This is a genomic window from Rhodococcus sp. USK10 (assembly GCF_019378875.1).
Lineage (GTDB): Bacteria > Actinomycetota > Actinomycetes > Mycobacteriales > Mycobacteriaceae > Rhodococcus_F > Rhodococcus_F pseudokoreensis.
In genome coordinates this window covers 1,764,555-1,786,500 of record NZ_CP076048.1, presented here as the reverse complement: position 1 = coordinate 1,786,500, position 21,946 = coordinate 1,764,555, and the positions used below count along the sequence as shown (strand labels likewise).

23 protein-coding genes are annotated in these 21,946 nt (G+C 63.8%); 21 read left to right on the top strand and 2 right to left on the bottom strand.

The window, feature by feature from the left end:
• The first annotated feature begins 23 nt into the window (after positions 1-23).
• The gene (locus I1A62_RS15275) at positions 24-920 is read left to right on the top strand and encodes an LLM class flavin-dependent oxidoreductase (RefSeq protein ID WP_219459047.1); all 897 of its coding nucleotides are present in this window, start codon (positions 24-26) and stop codon (positions 918-920) included.
• 36 nt (positions 921-956) lie between these two features.
• On the opposite strand, the gene I1A62_RS15270 is transcribed toward I1A62_RS15275, so the two are convergent.
• Positions 957-2,132: a serine/threonine-protein kinase gene (locus tag I1A62_RS15270; protein WP_219459046.1), complete on the bottom strand. Its 1,176-nt coding sequence runs from the start codon at positions 2,130-2,132 to the stop codon at positions 957-959.
• 61 nt (positions 2,133-2,193) lie between these two features.
• Between I1A62_RS15270 and I1A62_RS15265 the strand changes: the two genes are divergently transcribed.
• The 7 genes from I1A62_RS15265 (at position 2,194) to I1A62_RS15240 (ending at position 8,158) form a co-directional block, all read left to right on the top strand.
• Positions 2,194-3,591: a plasmid pRiA4b ORF-3 family protein gene (locus I1A62_RS15265; protein WP_219459045.1), complete on the top strand. Its 1,398-nt coding sequence runs from the start codon at positions 2,194-2,196 to the stop codon at positions 3,589-3,591.
• A gap of 218 nt (positions 3,592-3,809) precedes the next feature.
• Positions 3,810-4,262, top strand: coding sequence for a hypothetical protein (locus tag I1A62_RS15260; protein WP_087558089.1), 453 nt, complete (start codon positions 3,810-3,812; stop codon positions 4,260-4,262).
• A 37-nt stretch (positions 4,263-4,299) separates the two neighbouring features.
• Positions 4,300-4,488 (top strand): hypothetical protein, encoded by a 189-nt coding sequence (locus I1A62_RS15255; protein WP_219459044.1) that lies wholly within the window; start codon positions 4,300-4,302, stop codon positions 4,486-4,488.
• Between the two features lie 69 nt (positions 4,489-4,557).
• Positions 4,558-5,601, top strand: a complete 1,044-nt coding sequence (locus I1A62_RS15250) for a DNA polymerase IV (protein WP_219459043.1) — start codon at positions 4,558-4,560, stop codon at positions 5,599-5,601.
• Positions 5,602-6,176: 575 nt separating this feature from the next.
• The gene (locus tag I1A62_RS15245; protein WP_219459042.1) at positions 6,177-6,509 is read left to right on the top strand and encodes a 3-hydroxyacyl-CoA dehydrogenase NAD-binding domain-containing protein; all 333 of its coding nucleotides are present in this window, start codon (positions 6,177-6,179) and stop codon (positions 6,507-6,509) included.
• 115 nt (positions 6,510-6,624) lie between these two features.
• Complete coding sequence (locus I1A62_RS47205) at positions 6,625-7,053, top strand: class I adenylate-forming enzyme family protein (RefSeq protein ID WP_257890813.1); 429 nt, start codon at positions 6,625-6,627, stop codon at positions 7,051-7,053.
• Positions 7,031-8,158 (top strand): AMP-binding protein, encoded by a 1,128-nt coding sequence (locus I1A62_RS15240; RefSeq protein WP_257890812.1) that lies wholly within the window; start codon positions 7,031-7,033, stop codon positions 8,156-8,158. The genes I1A62_RS47205 and I1A62_RS15240 overlap by 23 nt, the downstream gene beginning before the upstream one ends.
• Positions 8,159-8,621: 463 nt before the next feature.
• On the opposite strand, the gene I1A62_RS15235 is transcribed toward I1A62_RS15240, so the two are convergent.
• Positions 8,622-9,860 (bottom strand): cytochrome P450, encoded by a 1,239-nt coding sequence (locus I1A62_RS15235; RefSeq protein WP_124389872.1) that lies wholly within the window; start codon positions 9,858-9,860, stop codon positions 8,622-8,624.
• 556 nt (positions 9,861-10,416) lie between these two features.
• Here I1A62_RS15235 and I1A62_RS15230 point away from each other — a divergent pair.
• From I1A62_RS15230 to I1A62_RS15170, 13 genes are all read left to right on the top strand, one after another.
• Positions 10,417-10,893 carry a cupin domain-containing protein gene (locus I1A62_RS15230; RefSeq protein ID WP_124389672.1) on the top strand — a complete coding sequence of 159 codons (477 nt, stop codon included), beginning with the start codon at positions 10,417-10,419 and terminating at the stop codon, positions 10,891-10,893.
• Positions 10,894-12,099 carry an LLM class flavin-dependent oxidoreductase gene (locus I1A62_RS15225; protein WP_219459041.1) on the top strand — a complete coding sequence of 402 codons (1,206 nt, stop codon included), beginning with the start codon at positions 10,894-10,896 and terminating at the stop codon, positions 12,097-12,099.
• A 52-nt stretch (positions 12,100-12,151) separates the two neighbouring features.
• A complete protein-coding gene (locus I1A62_RS15220; protein ID WP_219459040.1) occupies positions 12,152-12,964 on the top strand; it encodes a mycofactocin-coupled SDR family oxidoreductase in 813 nt (270 codons plus the stop codon).
• A 74-nt stretch (positions 12,965-13,038) separates the two neighbouring features.
• Positions 13,039-13,521 carry a Zn-ribbon domain-containing OB-fold protein gene (locus tag I1A62_RS15215; protein WP_219459039.1) on the top strand — a complete coding sequence of 161 codons (483 nt, stop codon included), beginning with the start codon at positions 13,039-13,041 and terminating at the stop codon, positions 13,519-13,521.
• The gene (locus I1A62_RS15210) at positions 13,518-14,693 is read left to right on the top strand and encodes a transporter (protein WP_219459038.1); all 1,176 of its coding nucleotides are present in this window, start codon (positions 13,518-13,520) and stop codon (positions 14,691-14,693) included. Before I1A62_RS15215 ends, I1A62_RS15210 begins: the two co-directional genes overlap by 4 nt.
• Before the next feature lie 54 nt (positions 14,694-14,747).
• A complete protein-coding gene (locus I1A62_RS15205; RefSeq protein WP_257890811.1) occupies positions 14,748-15,266 on the top strand; it encodes a lipocalin-like domain-containing protein in 519 nt (172 codons plus the stop codon).
• Positions 15,263-15,781: a hypothetical protein gene (locus I1A62_RS15200; RefSeq protein WP_257890810.1), complete on the top strand. Its 519-nt coding sequence runs from the start codon at positions 15,263-15,265 to the stop codon at positions 15,779-15,781. The genes I1A62_RS15205 and I1A62_RS15200 overlap by 4 nt, the downstream gene beginning before the upstream one ends.
• 32 nt (positions 15,782-15,813) lie before the next feature.
• Complete coding sequence (locus I1A62_RS15195) at positions 15,814-16,128, top strand: hypothetical protein (protein WP_124389666.1); 315 nt, start codon at positions 15,814-15,816, stop codon at positions 16,126-16,128.
• An 11-nt stretch (positions 16,129-16,139) separates the two neighbouring features.
• Entirely contained in the window at positions 16,140-16,658 is a 519-nt protein-coding gene (locus I1A62_RS15190; protein WP_219459037.1) for a flavin reductase family protein, read from the top strand.
• A gap of 73 nt (positions 16,659-16,731) precedes the next feature.
• Positions 16,732-17,394, top strand: coding sequence for a TetR/AcrR family transcriptional regulator (locus tag I1A62_RS15185; RefSeq protein WP_124389664.1), 663 nt, complete (start codon positions 16,732-16,734; stop codon positions 17,392-17,394).
• A gap of 294 nt (positions 17,395-17,688) precedes the next feature.
• On the top strand, positions 17,689-19,104 hold the full coding sequence (locus tag I1A62_RS15180; RefSeq protein WP_124389663.1) for an aldehyde dehydrogenase family protein: 1,416 nt from the start codon (positions 17,689-17,691) through the stop codon (positions 19,102-19,104).
• 42 nt (positions 19,105-19,146) lie between these two features.
• Entirely contained in the window at positions 19,147-20,337 is a 1,191-nt protein-coding gene (locus tag I1A62_RS15175) for an SRPBCC family protein (protein WP_124389662.1), read from the top strand.
• A gap of 222 nt (positions 20,338-20,559) precedes the next feature.
• On the top strand, positions 20,560-21,909 hold the full coding sequence (locus I1A62_RS15170) for an MFS transporter (RefSeq protein WP_124389661.1): 1,350 nt from the start codon (positions 20,560-20,562) through the stop codon (positions 21,907-21,909).
• Positions 21,910-21,946 lie beyond the last annotated feature (37 nt).

Sequence of the window (21,946 nt, the reverse complement as noted above, 5' to 3'; positions counted from 1 at the left end):
GCGATCCGAGAAGGGACGCGCCCATGACCGATTACGGCAGGGCCTTGCAGTTCGGGGTGTTCGTCACCCCGACGGTGGAGTTGCTGGCCAACACGTTCGAACTCGCCGCGCTCGCCGACGAGACCGGCCTCGACCTGATCGGCGTCCAGGATCACCCGTACCAGGCGAAGTTCCTCGACTGCTGGTCGCTGATGGGCACGCTGCTGGCGCGGACCGAACGGGTGCGTGTGTTGCCGGACGTCGCGTGCCTGCCGCTTCGCCCGCCGGCGACGATGGCGAAGGCGGCGGCCAGCCTCGACGTGATGTCGGGAGGCCGGTTCGAGTTGGCGTTGGGTGCAGGCGCGTTCTGGGAGGCGATCGGCGCGATGGGCGGTGACGTGCGCACGCCCGGGCAGGCCGCGACGGCAGTGGAGGAAGCGGTCGAGGTGATCCGCCTGATGTGGTCCGGTGAGCGTGCCGTGTATTCCGGCGGTGAGCACTACCGCCTCGAGGGCGTGCACCCCGGACCGGTCCCGGCGCACAGTATCGGGATCTGGCTGGGCGTCGGTGGCCCCCGAATGCTGCGGGCGCTGGGACGCTCGGCCGACGGGTGGGTGCCGTCGAGTTCCTATTTCCCGCCGGAGATTCTTCCTGGCATGCACGCGAAGATCGACGCGGGTGCAGCGGACACCGGCCGCGATCCGGCTTCGATCGTCCGCGTCTACAACGTGTTCGGCCGGGTGAGCGACACTCGGTCGGACACGTTGTTCCACGGCACCGCCGAGCAGTGGGTGAGCCAACTGACGGAACTCGCGGTGGAGACGGGCATGGACACGTTCGTCTTCGGCACCGACGGCGACGACCTCGACCAGGTCAGGAAGTTCGCGACCGACGTCGCGCCCGCGGTCCGGGCCGCGGTGGACGCGCGTCGCGGCTCCTGATGGGCGCATGCCCCGACCGCGGCAATCCCGATCAGGTCAGTTGCCGTCCTTGTCTTTGTCCTTGTCCTTGGTCTTGCCGTTCCCGTTGTTGCCGTTGCTGTTTCCCGGACCGGTCTTCGGGGCGTCGACCGGCGGCGCCGGTGCGACGGGTTCGACGTCGACGGTGCCGCTCGGCGGAGACACGGGCGCCGGGGGCGGGGCGACGGCGGTGGTGCTCGGGCCGGGACCGACGGTGCCGTTCTGATTCTGCGACGCGATGGCCAGTGCCGCCACGGCCGCGGCCACCAGCAGAGCGGCGACGGCGGCGATGATCACACCGGTCCGCCCGGGTCGCCGATGCTGGGGTGCCGGCCGGTGAACGGATGTGGTGGGCGTGAATGCCCTCGTCGGCGGCGGGTGTGCGACGGGAGTTCCGAGAACGGCGGCCCGCATCGACTGGGCGTCGGCGTGCCGCTGCCGCGGATCGCGGGACATCGCCCGTTCGATTGTGTGCACGAGGTTCGGGTCGGCGTCCGGACGCACCACGTGGAGGGGTCGGGCCGCCCCGTCGGTGATGGCCCGGGCGAGCGACAGGATGTTGTCGCCGGCGAACGGCCGGTGCCCGGCGAGGGCTTCGTAGCCGACGACGCCGACCGCGTACAGATCGTCGGCGGTCGAGGCGGGTGTGCCGAGGATCCGGTCCGGGCTGAGGTAGGCCACGGTGCCCAGCACCTGGCCTGTCGCAGTGTGGTCGGACGCCGCGCTCTTCGCGATGCCAAAGTCGGCGACCTTCACCGTGCCCGACGCGGTGAACAGCACGTTTCCCGGTTTGATGTCGCGGTGCAGGATCCCGGCACCGTGCGCGGCGCCGACGGCGGCGAGCACGTCGGCAAGGATCGACCGCACCCGCGAGTCGGGTAGGGGTCCGGTGGCGATCTCGTCGGCGAGGGTTCGCCCGGGCAGGCGTTCCATCACGATGTAGGCCACTCCCGCGTCCTCGCCGCAGTCGTGCACCGCGACCACGTTCGGGTGGTTCAACGTCGCGGCCAGCCGGGCCTCGGCCTCGAACCGCCGGCGGGTGTCGGGGACGGACGCGAGTTCGGGGCGCAGCACCTTGATCGCGACCGGGCGCTCGAGGCGCAGGTCCCACCCGTCGTGGACGTCGGCCATCCCGCCTCGGCCCAGCACTCCCCGCAGTTGGTACCGACCTGCGAGAAGTGCGGACACAGACATGCCTTCACGCTATCGTCACCACTTGTGCCGGACACTTCTGCCTCCCGCCTACCATGACGCCATGACCGCTTCGGGTAAACGCCGACACCTGTCCGTCGTTCCTGACGTGCCGGTGATCGTCCGGCCGTCCGAACGGCGGGGCCGCCGCCGCGTCGCGGGCTACCACCTGCGTATCGAACTCGACTACGTGTCGCCGCCGATCTGGCGCCAATTCGTGGTGCCGTCGAACCTGCGGCTGCACGAACTGCATCCGATCGTGCAGACGATCATGGGCTGGCAGGACAGCCATCTGCATTCGTGGGTCGGTGGTGAGCCGCCCGCGTCGGAGCGCTACGACATGCGCGAGAGCATCGACGAGGGTTTCGCCGACGAGGACGACGAGTTGTGCGAAGACGCGGTGCGGCTCGATCAGGTTCTGGCCGAACCGGAGGAGCAGCTGTCCTATCTGTACGACTTCGGTGACGGCTGGGAGCACACGATCGTGCTCGAACGGATCGACGCCGACGACTCGGAGCCGACCGTCACCTGCCTCGCCGGCGCCCGCGCGTGCCCGCCGGAGGATTGCGGCGGACCGGGCGGCTACGACGACCTGCTGAAGGTCCTGGCGACGCCGTCGCACCCCGGTCATCACGACGCCGGGGCGTGGGTGGGGCCGGGCTTCGCACCCGAATCGTTCGGCGTCGACACCGTGAACCGTGGCCTGCGACTCGAAGCCGTCATTCGTGACCACCCACCGGTGTCGGATTCGAAGTTCGCCGCACTGCTGCGCCGGATCCCACATCAGGCTGCCCCGCACGTCTTTTCACTTCTCGAGCATGCCCACCTCACCGACCGGCTGGGCGACATCCGCGAGGCGCAGGAAGCGGCGACGTTCCACCTGCGGTGGTTCCTGAACCGCATCGGACCCGACGGCATCACACTGACCCAGGCGGGCTACCTCCCGCCGGCCGTGGTGGCGGAGATGCGGCAGGAACTGCCGGGCTTCGACGACTGGCCCGCCACCAGCAACCGCGAGTCGGATCAGCGGCCGGTCCACCTGCTCCGTGAATACGCCAAAGCCCTCGGACTGGCGCGCAAATACAAGGGAAAATTGATTCGCACCAAACTCGGCTCCGCGACGGCGAGCGATGCGGGCCGGCTGTGGGCACACCTTCTCGACCGGCTGCCCCTGGCGGACGAGCCCATCGAGCGGGAGGCCGGATACCTCGTGCTCCTCACCCTCGCCGCCGGCACCACGTCGGTCGAACGCCGAGACGTGATCGCCGAAGGACTCGCCGCCCTCGGCTGGCAGACGAGCGACGGCACAATCGTCGGCCGGGAAGAAGTCTTCTGGCTCGCCCGCCCCACGATCTCGTTCCTCGAACTCACCGGCGCCATGGTCAAGGGCTGGGTCCAGCGCGACCAGCCGATGGACCCCGTCTGGGGTCGCCTCTTCGCAAAGATGGTGCTGTCGATGTAGGTGGCGATGGGACCCGCGAGTCGAACCTGTAGCAGGACATCCACATTCGACTCGCTCGATGGTCGGGGCTGCTCTCGCGGTGAGTCGGTTGCGTGAACGACACCGGTCGAAGCGGGGCGAGTTCGGGCCACACGTGTCGCAACCTTCTGCTTTGATACGACACAGGGGGAGGCTCCCGAAGATCCCCTCTTGATCGCGAGCAAGGGAAGGTGATGACGATGGTCGATTCCACCGAGTTGCCCGAGGTTTCGTGGGCGGGAATGGTCGAGTGGTTGACGGGTTCGCTGGTCGATCAACCGGTCGCGCTCATCGTCGAGATCGGCCCGAACAGTTACGTCAGTGAGGACGACGACCAAGAAGTCGTCTGCGCGCAGATTCAGGTGCTGGCCGACGGTGTGTTGATGCTCCGTAGATCACGCGTCGAACTCGGGCACCTGCTGCTTGCCGACTATTCCACCGAGAACCTGCCACTCGATATCTGGCAGTTCGACGACCACTTCGAAGACTGTACGGACGGCTATCTCTTCAGCCGCGACGTCAACCTGATCGCGAACACCTGCGTGGCCTGGTTCCGGGACAATTGGGGCACCCGCTCCACCAGTGAACTCGGATGCTCGTATCGGTTCCCGGACGAATTGCTACCGCCGACCGACGGCACCGATGTATTCTGAAACCTTCGCTTCGCGCGGAGTCACCATCGGAGGCGGCATGCCTACCCACCACCCCTCACGTACTTACCGCGGTTGCGCGCTGTGCTCTCCGCGCAAGCGGCGCGGCATCGGTGTCGCAGCCCGCGAGACCATCCCGACGCTTCGCAAGCTCGGCAAGTCACGCAGGCTCAACCGCCGCGACCTCGGTGATTACGCCGACGACCTGCGGGAACGCGACGAGCAGTGACCGTGGCACCGTCCGGGAACTCCACAGATTCCGGGGTTCTCGGACGGATGGTTCGGGCACACTGGTCCCATGAGCACTCTGCCGCGTCGCCGGTGGGTGCTGCATGTCGATCTCGACCAGTTCATCGCCGCAGTCGAGGTGCTGCGCCACCCTGAGCTGCGGGGACGTCCGGTCGTCGTAGGCGGTCGTGGGGATCCCACGGAGCGTGCGGTGGTGTCGACGGCGTCGTACGAGGCGCGGGAATTCGGTGTCGGTTCCGGGATGCCGATGCGGATCGCGGCACGGAAGATTCCCGACGCCGTGTTCCTGCCCGTCGACGCCGACGCGTACATGGAGGTATCCGGCGTCGTGATGGACACCCTGCGGAAGCTGGATGTCGTCGTCGAGGTCATGGGCTGGGACGAGGCGTTTCTCGGTGTCGAGACCGATGATCCGGAGGCGTTCGCCCGAACCATCCACGACGCCGTCCTCGAAGCAACAGGGCTGCACTGTTCAGTCGGTATCGGCGACAACAAGTTACGGGCCAAGATCGCGACGGACTTCGGCAAACCGCAGGGCATCTACCGGCTCACCGAGGAGAACTGGTTCGACGTCATGGGGGAGCGCCCCACCGACGCGCTATGGGGGATCGGTAAGAAGACCTCGAAAAAGCTTGCCGCGCTCGGTATCAACACCGTGCAGGAACTGGCCGACGCCTCGGATCAGGAGTTGGCGGCGACCCTCGGTCCGAACATGGGTCCGTGGTACGCCAGGATCGGTCGGGGAATCGATCTCTCCCCGGTGTCCGCGGAACCGTGGGTGGCGCGATCGCACAGCCGGGAGACGACGTTTCAGCAGAACCTCGCCGGCCGGGAGGCTGTCACCGAGGAAATCCGACGCCTGGCCGCTCGGGTCCGGGAGGACATCCTCGCGGAGAACCGCAAGGCGGTGCGAGTGGCGTTGAAGGTGCGCTACGCCCCGTTCGACACCCACACGACGAGCAAGCCGCTACCCGAGCCGACATTCGATCCGGACGTGATCGCCGACGCTGCAGCAGCATTGGTCGACCGGCTCGACCCCGAGCGGGAAGTCCGGCTCCTCGGGGTGCGATTGGAGATGACCCCACCCACGTGAGCGGCAAAGCGTGCCCGAGGACGCTTCGGCACTCACCTAGTAGTGGAAGCCGACGCCGACATTGTGGTGTGAGATATCGCTGGCTTCACCGAGGATCGGGTGATCGCCTTCCGCCGAGACTGCGTGGCGTCGGCGGGTGAGCTCCGCGGGCCGGCCGGTTCTCCGATGACCATGTACGAGCGTTACATCAAAGGGACAACCGAACGTCGGAGTCCGAATCGGGCGTTGCGTTCGGAATCTACTGCAATGAAATTATTGCCAATTGCAGTGGGTGTTATCAAGTTCGCGATTGTGGTCGGTTGCGGCGCAGCGCGGAAGCGATGAAAGGGGAGACCGGCATGAATCTGGCGGACCTGGCCCGCTACTGCGCCACCACCCGACACCAAGAGGCAATCGCAGGCGGGGACACCGCCCATGCCCGGTCGACGCATCGCCGCTGGTGAACGCGACCCCTCGGTATCTGTGCCAGGCGCCGACGTCAACGCCCTGAAAACGACATTCCGGTCGAGCCGTTGACGGGCACTCCGATCTTCGGTGCCTTCCCTACGCCGTCGGCCCATTGAGAATAAGCAGTCATGATCGAGGATTCCGGGTCCCCGGCGGGCACAACGATCGGCATCGTCGGCGCGGGGATGATGGGCAGGGCCATCGCCTACAACTGCGCGCGGGCCGGAGTCGATGTCGTGCTGGTCGCGCGGATCCTCGATGGTGCTCGACGAGGCAAGTCCTACGGCGAGCGGCGTGAAGCAACGGTGACCGCTTCCTTCCACAGGAGCGGCGTTCCGAACCCCGCGATCAACCGAAGTGCTCATGACATACGTAGTGCGCAAAGCCTGGTGCAACGACGCGCCGTCTGTCGCGGCGGTGGCGCTCGAAAAGGGAATCCGAACGGACACTTGCCCGTTTAAACAACAGCCTTTAGATTAAAATGGCGGATGTGACGCGCGGCACCATGGAGCGGATCCGGGGTCCGTGCACGGTTGGTGGTGCCCGCCGCACCACCCGGTAATTCGACGGCACAATTTGGAGGCGCACATGAGCGGCACTGTCACCGACGCATTGAACTACTGGTCGCGTTCCGTGCCGAATCTGCCGGCCATCGATTTCGACGGCGACGTCGTCACCTACTCGGAACTGGCCGGCTGGGCGGACGGGGTCGCTCACGACCTTGCGTCTCGAGGTGTTTCTCCCGGCGATCGGGTGAGTTTCCTCGGTGCCAACAGCCTGGAGTGGGCCGTGGCCTCGCTCGGCGCGATGAAGGTCGGCGCCATAGCGGTCGGTTTCAACCACCGCATGCTCGCCGGGGAGCTCACAACCCTCGTCGAAGACTGCGAACCGAAGGTGGTCTACTGCGACGAGGCGCTGCTGCCGCGGCTCGAAGAGGTTCAGCAGGCTCGAAATACCTTTCGATCGCAGTGTTCGAAAAGGCGTGCGTACACTGCGCGGCGGTGACCACGCGAAGTACCGCACACCGATCGTCGATCTCGACACTCCCGCCGCCATCGTGTTCACCAGCGGCACCACCGGTAAGCCGAGGGGCGTGATTTTCACACACGCCACGATCGCCGGCGAGATGCACGAGTGGCTCCTTATGGAACCGATTCAGCAGAATGGCCTCCGTCCTGTGTTGGTGCTGTTGCTCTTCACGACCGCCGGCATTATCTGGGGCATTTCGCGGGTCGTCCTGCATGGCGGAACCCTCTTCCTGCAGCCGAAGTTCGAGCCATCCGAGGCGCTCCGCATCCTGTCCGAGGAGAAGGCCAACACTCTTACCGGGCCGCCGATCCTGTTCGAGCAGATCGCAAAGGCGCCAGGGTTCGTGGACGCCGACCTGAGCCATATGGTCACCGCGCACGTCGGTGGCGCCCGTGTGCCCGTAGGCCTGCTGCACAAGTGGCAGGCTCGAGGCGTGGCGTTGCGACAAATATACGGGCAGACCGAAATCGGCGGATCGGCGACCGCAATGCCCCGCGACGAAGCATCCGAACATCCCGACAAGTGCGGGTGGGGCGGAATCTTCACCAAAATCCGAGTGGTCGACGCTGAAGGAAACGACCTACCGCCACACGAAACCGGTCAGATCCTGCTGCGCGGACCGGGCATGATGCCGGGATACTGGTGCAACGAGGAAGCCACCCGCGCGACTCTGGTCGATGGTTGGATCCAGACCGGCGACCTCGGCACGCTCGACGAGAATGGCTACCTCACGTTTGTCGATCGCCTCGAGGACATGATCATCTCCGGTGGCCTGAACATCTCGCCCGCCGAGATCGAAGCCGTCATCAATCAGATCCCCGGGGTCGAGGAAGTCGCTGTGATCAGCGTCGGCGACGCCAAGTTCGGGGAGACACCGGCCGCGTTGGTCAGGATCTCATCCGAGATGAAGGAATCCGAAGTCGTCGGCTACTGCAACGAGCGGCTCGCCGACTACAAGGTGCCGCGCTACGTCGTCTTCATGGACGAACCCCTGCCCCGCATGCCCAGCGGCAAGATCGCGAAGCGCCAGCTCCGCGACACGTTCGCGGACGTGCCCGCCGACTACGACAAGGTTCGGTGATCCAGTAGCGAACTCGACGAAGGCTGCTGCCCCGTCACCGGCGTAGCGCGCAGGATCGGTGCTGCGATCCCGCGCCGGCCGGGCTGCTTCGAGCTGCCCGTAATGTCCAAGTATTGGGGCTGAATGGTGTTCGGCAACGGTCCTTCAGGCAGGCCCGCACGTCGCCCGGCGCGAGCGCTCTTTCCGCGGTAAAAGCCGAACTCGTCGCCATGGCCAAATCGATGGCACTGAAGATTGGCGCGATTAATCAGTGGGTTCCTGCCCGGATCAGCAGGAAGATGCCGAACCGACGACGATTCGGCGCTGTCGTCGGCTTCCTCGGCGCAGTGACACAGGACGGAAGGTCCCCGGAGTCACCACCGGGGACCTTCTGCTGTTCGGGCAGTCTCGCCACGACCGGGCCGCGCCGTCGCCGGAGCGCAGCCGGCTGTTCAAAGCGGCGGATCCTTTCGCGGAGCGCAGGTTATCGCGTAGACGGCGTGAAGGTGATCGGCAGCTTCGCGCATCCACGGACCTGGGAGGAATGGAATACCGGAGGGTTATCCCCGACCAGGGCGTAGTCGGGAATCCTCTTGTGAATTTCCTCCAGGGCGAGTCTCAGCTCGAGCCGCGCGAGATGCGAGCCGAGGCAGCGATGCGGTCCAGCCCCGAACCCGATGTGGCGGTTGGGATGCCGTTCGATCTGAAGTTTGTCCGCGTCGTCGAACTCGTCCTCGTCGCGATTGGCAGAGGTCATCACTACCAGCAGTTGGTCGCCTGCCTTGATCGTGACATCACCGATCTCAATGTCGCGGGTCGCGCGACGGCCGCTGCTCGTCGCGGTCTCGATGCGCAGAATCTCTTCCACCGCCGACGGAATCAGTGTTGGATCTTCGATGATCGCCTCGCGTTGCTCGAGATTGCGCGACAAGTGGAGCAGTCCCCATGCAAGCGCGCCTTGGACAGTGTGCAGTCCAGCGACGAGAAGCAGGAAGAACATCCGGCACAGTTCCTCATCGGTGAGTTGCCGAGGCTTGCCTTCGACCGCGAGTGGGGTGTTGATGATCTGAGCTGTAAGGCCTTCGGCATTGCCTTCGCCGGATCGGACCTGCGCGACCACCCGGCCGAAGTATTCGTAGATCTCGGCGGCGGCTTTCGCGCGGGCCTCGGCGGATACCTCCTCGCTCGCTCCGGGGATGCCCTGAAGGGTGATGTCGGTCCACTCAGTGAACTTCGGTGCGTCGCTCAGGGGCCATCCCATGAGCGCAAGGAAGATTCGGGTTGGCACCTCGTGCGCGAACTCGGAGATGAACTCGCATTCGCCCGCGTCTGCGAATTGGTCGATCAGCTCGGTGATGATTCCCCGGATCTCGGGTTCGAGTGCCTTCATCTGTTTGGGGCTGAACAGCGGTTGCAATGCCTGCCGGTAGTAGCTGTGCTCGGGTGGGTCGAGCTCGAGCGGAAGAAACCTGCCCTGCGCTGCATTCAACAGATTGTTCGGGAAGCTCGAGAACGTCTCCGGATCCTGGAGTACCTGGAGGGCTTCTTTGTACCGCGTGACGACCCAGTGTCCGCCGTGGTGCGGGGAGTAGAGGATCGGTCCTTGTTTGCGCAATGCGTCGACACGCTCCTGGAACACGTCGGTCGGCACAGCCAAGGACGGGTCGTAAACATCGAAGTCGGTGATCAGGTGTGCGGGAATATCGATCTTTGTCGTGAGCATCGGGATCCTTCGCGAGGGGACTGGTCCGGAAGGTGCCTCGGTGACGAGGGAGCTCTTCCGGAAGGTCAGGTGGGCTCGCACTGTCATGCAAGTGCGACGGCTGACGTAAGAAAGGCAAAATGCCCTGCGACGAAGGTAGATCAGCGGATCCCGCGCGGTCAAGACTTCGTCGTATACCCCTGTTGCGCAGGGAAGTCAGGTGGTGTTGGGCCCCACCTCTTGACCAATTAACCGATGGCATTTAGATTAATCGATGTGATCCACGGCACTTGGGTGGATGGGAGGGTTGTGCGCCGCAACTGCGGTGCACGGGGTTCTCTCGTTTTGCGCCATCGCATTGAAATCTCTGTGGGACAGATCATTGCGATTACCTGCTCGGCCAGGGTCGGGCGAAGCTCGCACTGCACAGAAGGACCACTGCCTTGAGTTCACCGGTCACGATTGCGGAGATCATCGACAGAGTTCAGATCTCGAGCTTTCAGTGGCGAGCAATCGGCATCTGCTTGGCAACTTCAATTCCCTATCCCTCCCGCCGCTATCTCCCGAAGGGGCATGAATGAGCTTTCGCCGCGTGATCGCCGCCGAACGGAACGGTTCGGCTGTGCTCGTCGCCGACGAGAAGGTCGAGAGGCTGGACGCCGCCGGGATCGACCCGATCTGGCGCTCCGCCTCCGTTCCCGAGGTGCCCAATCTCGGCTACGTTTCGGACACCGTCGGGTTTCCCGATCCAGGTGGGGTATGGGTGATCGGCTGGGTTCTCGAGCCCGGCGGGATCGGCGACAAGGACAACGGAATCGTCGTCATGGACGGGGATTCGCCAGGGTTCCACCGCACCGATTCCGTGGACGTGCATGTGCTTCTCGAGGGCTCGCTCGTACTCGAGCTCGACGACGGGGTGGAGATCGAACTGAATGCAGGCGACACCGTGGTGGTAAACGGCAACAAGCATCGATGGCACAACCGAGGAACGCAGGCGGCACGGGCCATCGTCACCATTTGCGGTGCATCGCGAACCGACCGACAGGAGATTTGAATGGAACTGACAGATGTGAACACTGCGCCGGCCGTGCGGACTGCGCCGCTCGAGTGCGGAGTGTTCCTTCCTCCATACCACAACCCTCGACGTAACCCGACGATGGCGATTGAACAGGACCTTCGCCACGTCGAGGATCTCGATCGGCTCGGATTCCACCAGGTGTGGTTCGGGGAACATCACAGCGGTGGGTACGAGGTCGGGCCGTCGCCGGAACTGATGGTCGCAGCGGCCGCTCAGCGTACTTCACGCATCGAGCTGTGTAGCGGCGTCATCTCGCTTCCTTACCACCATCCATTGATGGTTGCCGATCGAATCACGTTCTTGGACCACATGACTCGAGGCCGGATCCGCGTCGGGGTGGGACCGGGTGCGCTTGTGGCCGATTCGCAGATGATGGGCATGGACTACAACCTTCTGCGGCCTCGGATGGAGGAATCCCTCGACGCAATTCTGGAACTGCTCAATACTTCGGGGCCCGTCGACCGGAAGACGGAATGGTTTGCACTCGAGGATGCTCGAGTGCAGCTGGGCCCCTACTCGTACCCCGGGGTGCCCATAACCGTCGCGGCCGCAATGTCGCCGTCGGGCCCGAAGCTCGCCGGAAAATATGGGCTCGGGCTGCTGTCCATCGGCGGTACCAGCGCGAAGTCGGTCGAATTGCTCGCGCAGACTTGGGATATCACCACCCGCGAGGCGAACGAGTACGGGCACACCGTTGATCGGAAAGACTGGGCGATCGTCGGCAACATCCACATCGCCGACACCTTCGAGCAGGCCGTTGAGGAGACCAGATACGGGCTACGCGACTTCATGGACTATCGCCACATCGTCACCCCGATGAAGATGATCGAGCCCGGTGAGGAAGTCGCTCACGAAGAACTGGTCCGGCGGGTCAACGAGTCGGGATACGGCTGCATCGGTGATGCGAACGATGCCATCAACTACATCCAGAAGATCATCGACGACACCGGTGGTTTCGGGACTTTTCTCGCGACGGCCCACGACTGGGCTGACACCGAGGCCACGTCGCGCATGTACCGCATTCTCATGCGTGACGTCATGCCTCGATTCACCGGTACGTGCGAACCGCTGCTGAAGTCCTATCACTGGACGCAGGTCCGCAAGGAAGGGTTCAGCGAGCGGTTCGCGACCGGTATCAGTCAGGCGACGCAGGACTACGAGCGCGCGAAGAGCGCGCGGTAGGTGGTCCGGCAATTCCCACCTCGACATCCATATCTCGAAAACAGGAGCATCGATGACGTCACTCGACGGAAAAGTAGCAGTGATCACCGGCGGAGCACGAGGACAGGGCCGCGCGCACGCGCTCACTCTCGCCGCCGCCGGTGCCAAGATCGTCGTCTGCGACGTCGCCGCACCGATCAAGGAGGTGCAGTACGCACTCGCGACACGGGAGGATCTCGAGGAGACGATCCAGCTGGTCAAGGAAGCCGGTGGCGAGATTGCCGGTCTGCAGGCGGATGTCCGCAGTAGTGCAGACATGAAGGCTGTCGCGGACCTGGCGGTCTCGCAGTTCGGACGGATCGACATCCTGCTGGCGAACGCCGGCGTCCACGATCATGCCGAGTCGACGATCGAAATCGAGGACGACGCGTGGCAGACGATGCTCGACGTCAATCTCTCGGGAGCGTGGAAGGCATGCAAGGCCATCGTGCCCGTAATGATCCACGGCGGCCGAGGCGGGTCGATCGTGATCACCTCGTCTGTCGACGGACTGGGCGCTGCTCCTTCGTGGGGTCACTACGGGGCAGCGAAGAGCGGACTCCAGGGACTGAAGGACACACTCGCATTCGAGCTCGGCCAACACAACATTCGGGTCAATACGGTGAACCCGACCGGGGTCAATTCGCCCATGGCGGCCGGCCTGTCGCAGGTGCTGCCGCACGTGGTACGGAAGTGGAAGGACAACGACCGGACGAATCTGCTGGACGTGACGATGCTCGAACCGCAGGACATCTCCGACGCCGTGTTGTGGCTCGTCTCCGACGCTGCGAAGTATGTGACCGGGATCGACCTGCCGATCGACGCCGGCTACCTGACCAAGCACTAACCGATCAGGCCCGCCGCAACACCCGTCCCGTCGGCTAGGAGCGATATGTCAGTTCACGAGAAGAGAGGGATCCGATGACACCGAGTGCAGGAGTGGCCCGTGAATTCCCGGCTCCGGCCCTGGTCGGTCCGTACACGGACGGTCTGGACCTGCCGTTTTGGGAGGGGCTGCGCGCGGGTGAGCTGCGGCTGCAGAAGTGCGGCGAGTGTGGTTTGTGGATCTGGGGGCCACGCTGGATGTGCGGTCAATGCCAGACGTTCGACCCGGAATGGGTCGCCGTGGAGCAGGTCGGACGGGTCTTCTCGTGGTCGCGGACCTGGCACCCCTTCATCCCGGATCTGGCCGAAGAACTGCCGTTCATCACGGTTCTTGTTGAACTGCAGCATGCCGGGGGTCGCCGGGTGCTCGGCCTGCTGGCGGAGAACGGCGACGCCGACATCGCCATCGGTGATGCAGTCACAGGAATTATCCAACAGCCTGCCGATTCACCTTGGCCGCTGCTCCGCTGGCAACGCGCGAGCACGTTGACCGAGACCGAGTGGGGAGGACACCGATGACCGATACATTTCTCCGCGGGGCGGCGGCCGTGGTGGGAGTCAGCGAGTTCCATTACAAGCGAGGAGAATCGCCCGACGGCGAGCTCCGGATGACGTTGCGTGCGATCGTCGAGGCAGCTGCCGATGCGGGTGTGTCGCCACGCGATATCGACGGCTTCGTCTCGTACGGCGGTGGTGAGAACGACGGAACGGTCGTCGGTGCGTCGCTCATGTCGCATCGGATTCGATGGTCCAACATGATCTGGGGTGGAGGCGGCGGTGGCGCTGCGGCGGCGATCACCAATGCGGCGGTAGCCATCGCGGCGGGGCAGGCGCAGTGTGTGGTCGTGTATCGTGCTATGGCGCAGCAGTATTCCGGACGACTCGGATATGCGAAGCATCACTTCGACGGTCACATGCTTCCGCACGGTGTCGGATCGCCGGCGCAGGCGTGTGCGCTGCGCACTCGGCGGATGCTCGAGCACGACGGTGTCCCCGAATCTGCAATGAGGTCCCTGGTTCTCGCGGACTATTTCCATGCCCAGCAGAATCCGGATGCCGCGGCATTCGGCCGTCCACTCGACGAGGCGACATACGAATTGTCCCGGGTGATCGTCGAGCCGTACCGGCTCTACGACTGCTCCCGTGAGAACGACGGAGCGGCTGCGTTGATCCTGGTAGCCGCCGATCGCGCCGAGAAACTCCGTTCGAATCCGGCGTATGTGCTGGCCGGCAGTCAAGGCGCGGTAGGCGGATACGCCGTCGACACGGAGAACGATCTCGACTACACCTCGGCCGGTTTCTCCGGTGCCGCCGGTGTCGCGGAGACCCTGTGGGCGGATGCCGAACTCGGTCCCGACCAGGTCGATGTCGTCCAGGTCTACGAGAACTTCAGTGGTTCGGGAGTAGCCGCGCTGATCGATCACTCGCTGTGTCCACGCGGCGCCGACGCCGGCAAGGTCATGACCGTCGAGAATCTGATCGCTCCACACGGGCTGCTCCCGGTGAACACGAGCGGCGGAAACCTCGCAGATTCGTTCGTCAACGGAATGGGATTGGCAGTCGAGGCGGTGCGCCAGGTGCGTGGAAACTCGACCAACCAGGTTCCCGATGCCAAGGTGTCCCTGTTCATCGGGGGGCCTATGGCGGCACTCTCGAGTTCAGTTCTTCTCAGCACCCGCGAAGTGCTGTGACCAGGAAGTAATGGCAGCAGCTGTTGCTTCGGAGTAGCCGAAAGGAAGCAGGACATGGCAGTGGTTGACGACGAACGGCAGGACATGGGCAGCCGATCCGATAACGATGGCGTCTCGATCGCCGATCGAATCGTCGGGTCCTGGGAACTCGTCGACTACTCGACGACGTCCGATACGGGCAAGGTCGGCTACCCGCTGGGGCCCGAGGCCAGCGGACTGATCATCTACTCGGCAGACGGGTTCATGTCGGCGCAGATCATGCGTCCCGACCGAACCCTGTACCGGTCCCCCAATGTGCACAGTGGTGAGATGAGCGAACGCAGCGACGCTGCCGGCGGATACCTCGCGTATTCGGGTCCGTACCGCGTCGACGAGGGGAACTCCGTCGTCTGGCACGAGATGGCGGTATCGCTGTATCCGAACTGGATTGGTGACATCCAGAAGCGATTTGTGCGCTTCGCGGGTGACCACATGACCCTGTCGTCGGATCCCCTCGTGTTCCGCACCACCACGTTGTCCCCGGCGCTGGTCTGGCGACGGACGACCCCTGGCACGGGGCGGGCGGCGTCATGAGTTGGGCGCAGCTTACCGTTGCCCTGGACCTGTCGACACCGACGGCGTCGGGCGACAGCACCATTCTGGTCGGGCGTCCGGGTGCCCTCGACACGGTGCGGATGACAGCTCCGGACCTTCGTGAGGCGCAGAGGAAGCGGGTGCGGATTCGGGCAGGGTTCGAAGAAGGCGGGACATCCACTGGTCGGGTCGACGTGTTGCTCGATGTCGCCGTACACATCGCGACCGACGCGAGGACGGCGCGCTCCGAAGCAGCGTGGGCACACAAACATCCGTCGGATACGGCCACGGTTGGGGTCGAGACGATGGTTTATGTCGGAACGCCGCGTGGGCTCGCAAGCTTGATCCTGGACATCCGCGCCGCCGATGTTGCCGACGGCGTCACGATCGTCCCGGCCGTCGCGGCGGGGGATTCGCGCGATGCATGCGTGGGGTTGCTGTTGGACGAGGTGTTGCCGATTCTCGAAACTCATGGTCTACCCCCGGACCCGACAGTGCGCCCACGCGCCAGCTGAGTTCCACCACACCACCGAGAGCGGAGGAGTTCGTGCGGATCGTCATTGATTGGACCCCCGGTGAGCCGCGAATCCGGCTCGAAGCTGCCGGCGAGTTCGGCTCACTTCATATCGAACCGGCCGAACCGGAGCACGGTATCTCGGCGGGGGACCTCGCATCCCTCGGCAGACCGTCCGGCGAGCAGCATGTCTTCGTCGATCCGAACACGATTCGTGCTCTCGCAGGAACACAGGCGGCGGACGACTCGTGGTCGGCCGGATTCGACGCGATGATCGAGTACGCCGAGCGTCGCGGATGGCTCAGTCCCGCAGGTGAGATCAGAGTGCACATCACACCGGGTAGATGAGAGGACGACATATGTCGACACGATTGGACAACAGTACGCGCCCGGTGGTGGATACTCGGGCGTTCCGCGACGTTTTGGGACATTTCTGTTCCGGCGTGACGGTGGTGACGGCGATGGTGGGCGACGACCCGGTGGGTTTTACCTGCCAGTCGTTCTCTGCACTGTCGCTGAATCCGCCCCAGGTGCTGCTATGCCCGAGCAAGCGTTCGACGAGCTGGCCTGCGATTCGAACCGCCGACACGTTCTGCATCAACGTACTCGCTGCGGGGCAATGCGACCTCAGCGACCGGTTCGCGAAATCGGGCGGCCCGAAATTCGACGGAGTGCAGTGGCGTCCCGCCAAGCGCGGAGCGCCGATCCTGAATGGCGTTGCGGCCTGGTTCGAGGTGGCACTCGATGCGGAACATGACGGCGGCGATCACCTGATCGCCGTCGCCGGCATGCTCGCCTTCGGGGCCGACTCGGCAACGCAACCTCTGGTTTTCCACCGGAGCCGGTACGGCGGGATTGTGGATCCGAGCATGGGGTGAGACAAAGACGATTCTGTCGCAGCGCTATTGGACGGATGCTTTGCGATCCGATTCTCGATCGAAAGTGGGAGTGATGGGACGACCTGTAAAGCCTTTGATCAGCCGGAGTTCGACGATCGCTGCAAGCATCGAGATCATCGACACCGAAGGCATGGATGCGTTCAGTCTGCCGCGCGTCGCCAAGCACCTGAACGTAAGCACATCGTCGCTGTATCACCATTTCGCTGATCGCCGTGAGCTCATGACGGAGGTGGCGAAGGAGATAATGACGGAGGCGATCGTTCCCGATCTTCCGTCGGGCACCCATTGGGTGGAGTGGTTTGTCGACCTCAGTCTCAACTACCGCGACGCAATTCTCTGCCACCCCAATGCGGCGCTCGTGCTCGTGCAGTTCCTTCCGCGCGACATCCTCACGAACACATACGAGAGATGCGCTCGAATCCTCGACGACGCGGGCGTGCCCGCACCTCTGCACGTGGTGATCTTGGACGGGTTGGAAAAACTTTCACTCGCAACAACTCTTACCGAACTCATGCGCGACCCGGTCGGCAGTAGCGAGATTTTCCCGAATGTTGACCCGCGCAGACACCCCACGCTTACCCGCGCTCTCGCAGACAACAGATGGTCGTCGCGCGAACTCTTCGTGGTAACGATCCGCGGATTCCTGGCCGGTGTGATGAGCGGGACCACGACGACAATGACTGACGCAAGCCTGCGGGACTTCATCGGGTCGTGAGCGGTGTGCGGTGGCTGGAGAATACGGGACAACCTACGGGCAAGCAGGCGCCCGCAGTCCCTGATGGTCTGCCGAAGGCTTTGCGCACTCAATGTTCTCGGCATTCGACCGTTCAGTTACGCCTTGACATGTCGTTATCTACAACCTTAAGGTAAATTCCAGCTGGCTGTTAACGTCCGGAACGAACCGTGACTTCAGCGCAAGCGTAGTCCTCTGCGGGTATGAGACCCGCCAGGACATTCATTTCGAGCTACCGGTGAGTTCGAACTACCCGATGATGCGGAGTGAGCCATCGTGACCTTTGATTTGTATGTGGACGGTAAGTGGACTACCTCCACGAGTGATGAACGTATCGACGTGGTCAACCCGGCCACCGAGGAGCGAATCGGGGACGTCCCCGCTGGATCTGCCGAGGATGTCGATCTCGCGGTGGCCGCTGCGAAAGGGGCGTTGGAGCCGTGGTCGCGAATTGAGCCGAGCGCACGCGCGGAACTTGTTTCCCGCCTCGCCGATGAACTGGAGCGGCGGCAGGACGAGATCACCGACATTGTCGTCGCCGAGGTCGGCACCCCGCGCAGGGTCGCTCGTTGGGCGCAAGTCGGATTGGGCATAGTCGACCTACGCGAGGCGGCTACCGCGGCCGAGGACTTCGCTTGGGAAGAGCCGCTCCGCAATTCATTGATCGTGCGTGAGCCGGTGGGTGTGATCGGATGCATTACGCCCTGGAACTACCCGTTGCATCAGATCACCGCCAAGATCGGCGCAGCACTCGTGACCGGGTGCACAGTGGTGGTCAAGGCGAGTGAGGTCGCCCCGTTTACCGCCCGTGCCCTGGCAGAAGCGGTTGATGCGGTCGGAATACCACCGGGCGTGTTCAACCTCGTCCATGGATATGGGCCCATCGTCGGCGAGGCCATCGCCGTGCATCCGGATATCGACATGGTCAGCTTCACGGGATCGAACTCGGTCGGCAAGCGAATCCTCGAACTTGCCGCCCGCACTGTGAAGCGAGTGTCGGTCGAACTCGGTGGAAAGAGTGCTGCGGTGCTGCTCGACGATCTGAGCGACGAAGAGTTCGCGAAGGCGGTGCCGCACACCGTGCGCGCCTGCTATATGAACGGCGGACAGTCCTGCAATGCGCAGACCCGGATGGTCGTGCCGCGCTCTCGCCTCGCCCAGGCCGAGAAGCTCGCGGCAGCCGCGGTCGCTGCATACGCACCGGGCGACCCGACCGACGGCGGCACGAAGCTCGGACCCATGGTCACCGCAGCTCAGCGCGAGCGCGTTCTCGGCTACATCCGAACGGGTGTCAAGGAAGGCGCGAAGCTCGTCGTAGGCTCGGTCGACGCACCGGCCCGCACCGGCTTCTTTGTCGAACCGACCGTGTTCTCCGAGGTGGACCCGGATGCGACGATCGCGCAAGAAGAGATCTTCGGACCGGTGTTGTCGATCATTGCGTACGACACGGTCGAGCAAGCGGTCCAGATCGCGAACGGCACGATCTTCGGAATCGCCGGCGCTGTGTGGTCCTCTGACGACGCGCGCGCGAAGTCGGTTGCGCGCAGACTGCGCGCAACGCAGATCGAGGTCAATGGTGGGAAGTTCAACGGCGCTGCGCCGTTCGGCGGGTTCAAGCAGTCCGGTCACGGGCGTGAAGGCGGGGCATTCGGCCTCGAGGAATTCACCGAAATCAAGAGTCTGCAGTTATAGGTCGTTCTTGCAGGACCTTACGTCCCCGAAGGAGTGCGCACGATGTTGTATGCCGATCTACCTTACGATCAGGCGACGAAGACGGAATTCGCCCGAGCGATGTTCGATCACATCGAAAACGGCACCACCGACATGGCACCGGAGATCCTCGAGATCAATCCGACGGTCTACACCGATCCCGAACTGGCGGCCCGCGAGCGCCTCGAATTGTTCGGATATGTTCCGATCATCGCAGCGCACAGCACCGAGCTGCCTGACAAGAACGACTTCCTGACGGTCCAGCTGCCCAACAACGAAGTTGTTCTCGTTCGGCAGGCCGACGGGGGAGTGCGTGGGTTCGTCAACACCTGTCGGCACCGAGGAGCCAGGCTCGTGCCTGATAGCAAGGGCAGGAAGAGAGTCTTCTCGTGCCGCTATCACGGCTGGGCGTATGGGAGCGATGGCAGCCTGCGGTCGATCGCGGACGAGCCGACGTACGGGACGGTCGATCGAAGCTGTATGAGCCTGTTGGAGGTCCCGGTCGAGGAGCGGCACGGCTTCGTCTGGGTCATCGACTCCGCTGCGGGTGATCGCAAGATCGACATAGCCGAGTGGCTCGGTCACGAGTTCGACGATTCCCTCGCCGCCATGGAGATGGACAAGTACACCTGCTATGTCGCCGAGAACTTCGATGTAGACATCAACTGGAAGGTCCTGATGGACGCCTTCCTCGACGGCTATCACATCACCTCGACCCATGCCGGAACTGTTGCCCCGTACTTTTACAACAATGCACAGTTCTGGCAGCCGATGGGCCGCCACGGACGTATGGTGTCGGCACGCAAGAGCATTGACACGGTCCGTCGTGAGGAACCCGGGGACGTGTCGATCGATCGGCATATCACTGTTGCGCACTTCCTGATGCCCAACATGTCAGTGCTGCGTCAACCGGACCATCTGGAGGTTCTCAACTTTGTACCTGCCCCGGGCGTGGCCGTGGGGACTCGCATGCAGATGCGCCTCCTCACTCGGGAACCTGCTGTGACTGAGGAGCAGAAGGCGCGGTGGGACAAGAACTGGAACATCCTCATGGCCGTGCTCCGCGACGAGGATCTAGTCGTCAACGAGGGCCTGCAGAAGGCGGTAGCGAACACTGATATCGGGCCGCTCTTTTTCGGCCGCAACGAGATTGCAAACCAGCATTTCCATCAGTGGATGGCCCGAGCGTTGGCGGATCCGCGCAGGTGGGGATGAGAAAACTTCCCCGGGCTTGCCTGATCTACCGATAGCCATTAGATTAAATCCAATGTGAGGTACGGCACACCGCGGTGGGTGTCGGACGATCGGCGCGGCACCGCTCCTCGACGGTCCGACGAATGTGCACCCCAATAGTTTTGTCTCGATTACCGATACGCACACCGACACTGCACGTTTCTGACCATCGGACCCAGATAACCCAAACCTGAAGGAACTAACATGTCGAAGCTGTCCGGCCCGGGGACGGAGAGGGCCGTCTCGGGCACCCGCTCCGTGGTACTCACCTGCTTGGCAATCACGATCCTCGATGGTGTCGACCTCATCATGTTCGGCGCGGTTCTTCCGACGTTGCTGGAAAGCGAACAGTGGGGGATCACCACCGCATCGGCGGGGCTGATCGGAAGCCTGTCCCTGTTCGGAATGATGGCCGGAGCGATGCTCGCCGGCTACATCACGGATCGCATCGGTCGGCGGCCCGTCGTGCTAGCCTGCATTGCGAGCTTCAGCCTGTTCACCGGATTATGTGCCATTGCACCGAATCTAGAGTCGTTCGGTCTCTTCCGGCTGATTGCAGGTCTCGGCTTCGGAGGTGCACTCCCCACCCTGATCGCGCTCACGCAGGAATACGTCAAGGTCGATCGGCGACAGTTTTACAACGGTGTCATCCAGACCGGTTTCCCGATCGGAGGTGTTCTGGTCTCCATTGCGGGGATTTTCTTGATTCCAGCCTTCGGATGGAAAGTGATGTTCGCGGCGGGTGGGATCCTCGGCGTCGTCCTGTTTGTGATTGCATTCCGGCACTTGCCCGAATCGATTGCGTTCTTCACGAGCAAGGGCCGGCACGAGGAGGCGCGCGCGCTGGCCGAGCGTTACGCGATCGATTCCGGTGCCGAATCGGGTATGGCCCTGGACCAATCGCGACGCGTAGATACCGAAGCGAAATCGGGACTGAAGGTCCTGTTCGCACCCGGTAACCGGATCGCGACGATCATGTTCCCGCTGATCACCTTCTTCGGCCTCCTCGTCTCGTATGGGATGAACACTTGGATTCCGCAGATGTTGCGGTCCTCCGGCTACGATCTCGGGTCCGCGCTGGCCTTCCTGCTCGCATTCAATCTCGGCAGCGGGATCGGCATGGTCGTCATCACGGGTCTGGCGGATCGACTGGGTTCGCGCCCGGTGATTTCGGTGAGCTTCATCGGTGGTGCCGTCGCTGTGGCCGCACTGACTCTGCAGCCGGCGCAGGCGCTGGTGTTCGGGTTGGTCCTTTTGATCGGATTCTGCGCGTCGTCCACGACTGCTGTGTACGGATTCGTCGGTGTCTTCTACCCGGCAGTGGCGCGTGGCACGGCGCTCGGGCTTGCGGTGGGTCTCGGCCGCTTGGGCGGCATCGTCGGCCCTATTCTCACGGGCCTGATCATGGGCTCCGCCCTGGGAGCGAACTGGGCGTACTACGCCTTCGCAATCGCCGGAGCAGCCGCCGCGGTGCTGGTGGCGTTGGTCCCTCGGACGACGCGGGCCCCGATCGAGGCGCCCGTGGCCGTTGAGAAGGCCGCGGAACCGGCCTGACCACAACTCGGTCCACGATTTTCCCTGGTCGAACTGC

Bases quoted from the DNA above. Each gene is read 5' to 3' on its own strand.
- I1A62_RS15210 (WP_219459038.1), top strand. From the start codon at position 13,518: ATGACCGATACATTTCTCCGCGGGGCGGCGGCCGTGGTGGGAGTCAGC.
- I1A62_RS15245 (WP_219459042.1), top strand. From the start codon at position 6,177: ATGATCGAGGATTCCGGGTCCCCGGCGGGCACAACGATCGGCATCGTC.
- I1A62_RS15230 (WP_124389672.1), top strand. From the start codon at position 10,417: ATGAGCTTTCGCCGCGTGATCGCCGCCGAACGGAACGGTTCGGCTGTG.
- I1A62_RS15175 (WP_124389662.1), top strand. From the start codon at position 19,147: ATGTTGTATGCCGATCTACCTTACGATCAGGCGACGAAGACGGAATTC.
- I1A62_RS15265 (WP_219459045.1), top strand. From the start codon at position 2,194: ATGACCGCTTCGGGTAAACGCCGACACCTGTCCGTCGTTCCTGACGTG.
- I1A62_RS15260 (WP_087558089.1), top strand. From the start codon at position 3,810: ATGGTCGATTCCACCGAGTTGCCCGAGGTTTCGTGGGCGGGAATGGTC.
- I1A62_RS15270 (WP_219459046.1), bottom strand. From the start codon at position 2,132: ATGTCTGTGTCCGCACTTCTCGCAGGTCGGTACCAACTGCGGGGAGTG.
- I1A62_RS15225 (WP_219459041.1), top strand. From the start codon at position 10,894: ATGGAACTGACAGATGTGAACACTGCGCCGGCCGTGCGGACTGCGCCG.
- I1A62_RS15220 (WP_219459040.1), top strand. From the start codon at position 12,152: ATGACGTCACTCGACGGAAAAGTAGCAGTGATCACCGGCGGAGCACGA.
- I1A62_RS15205 (WP_257890811.1), top strand. From the start codon at position 14,748: ATGGCAGTGGTTGACGACGAACGGCAGGACATGGGCAGCCGATCCGAT.
- I1A62_RS15235 (WP_124389872.1), bottom strand. From the start codon at position 9,860: ATGCTCACGACAAAGATCGATATTCCCGCACACCTGATCACCGACTTC.
- I1A62_RS15250 (WP_219459043.1), top strand. From the start codon at position 4,558: ATGAGCACTCTGCCGCGTCGCCGGTGGGTGCTGCATGTCGATCTCGAC.
- I1A62_RS15190 (WP_219459037.1), top strand. From the start codon at position 16,140: ATGTCGACACGATTGGACAACAGTACGCGCCCGGTGGTGGATACTCGG.
- I1A62_RS15185 (WP_124389664.1), top strand. From the start codon at position 16,732: ATGGGACGACCTGTAAAGCCTTTGATCAGCCGGAGTTCGACGATCGCT.
- I1A62_RS15255 (WP_219459044.1), top strand. From the start codon at position 4,300: ATGCCTACCCACCACCCCTCACGTACTTACCGCGGTTGCGCGCTGTGC.
- I1A62_RS15200 (WP_257890810.1), top strand. From the start codon at position 15,263: ATGAGTTGGGCGCAGCTTACCGTTGCCCTGGACCTGTCGACACCGACG.
- I1A62_RS15170 (WP_124389661.1), top strand. From the start codon at position 20,560: ATGTCGAAGCTGTCCGGCCCGGGGACGGAGAGGGCCGTCTCGGGCACC.
- I1A62_RS15275 (WP_219459047.1), top strand. From the start codon at position 24: ATGACCGATTACGGCAGGGCCTTGCAGTTCGGGGTGTTCGTCACCCCG.
- I1A62_RS15215 (WP_219459039.1), top strand. From the start codon at position 13,039: ATGACACCGAGTGCAGGAGTGGCCCGTGAATTCCCGGCTCCGGCCCTG.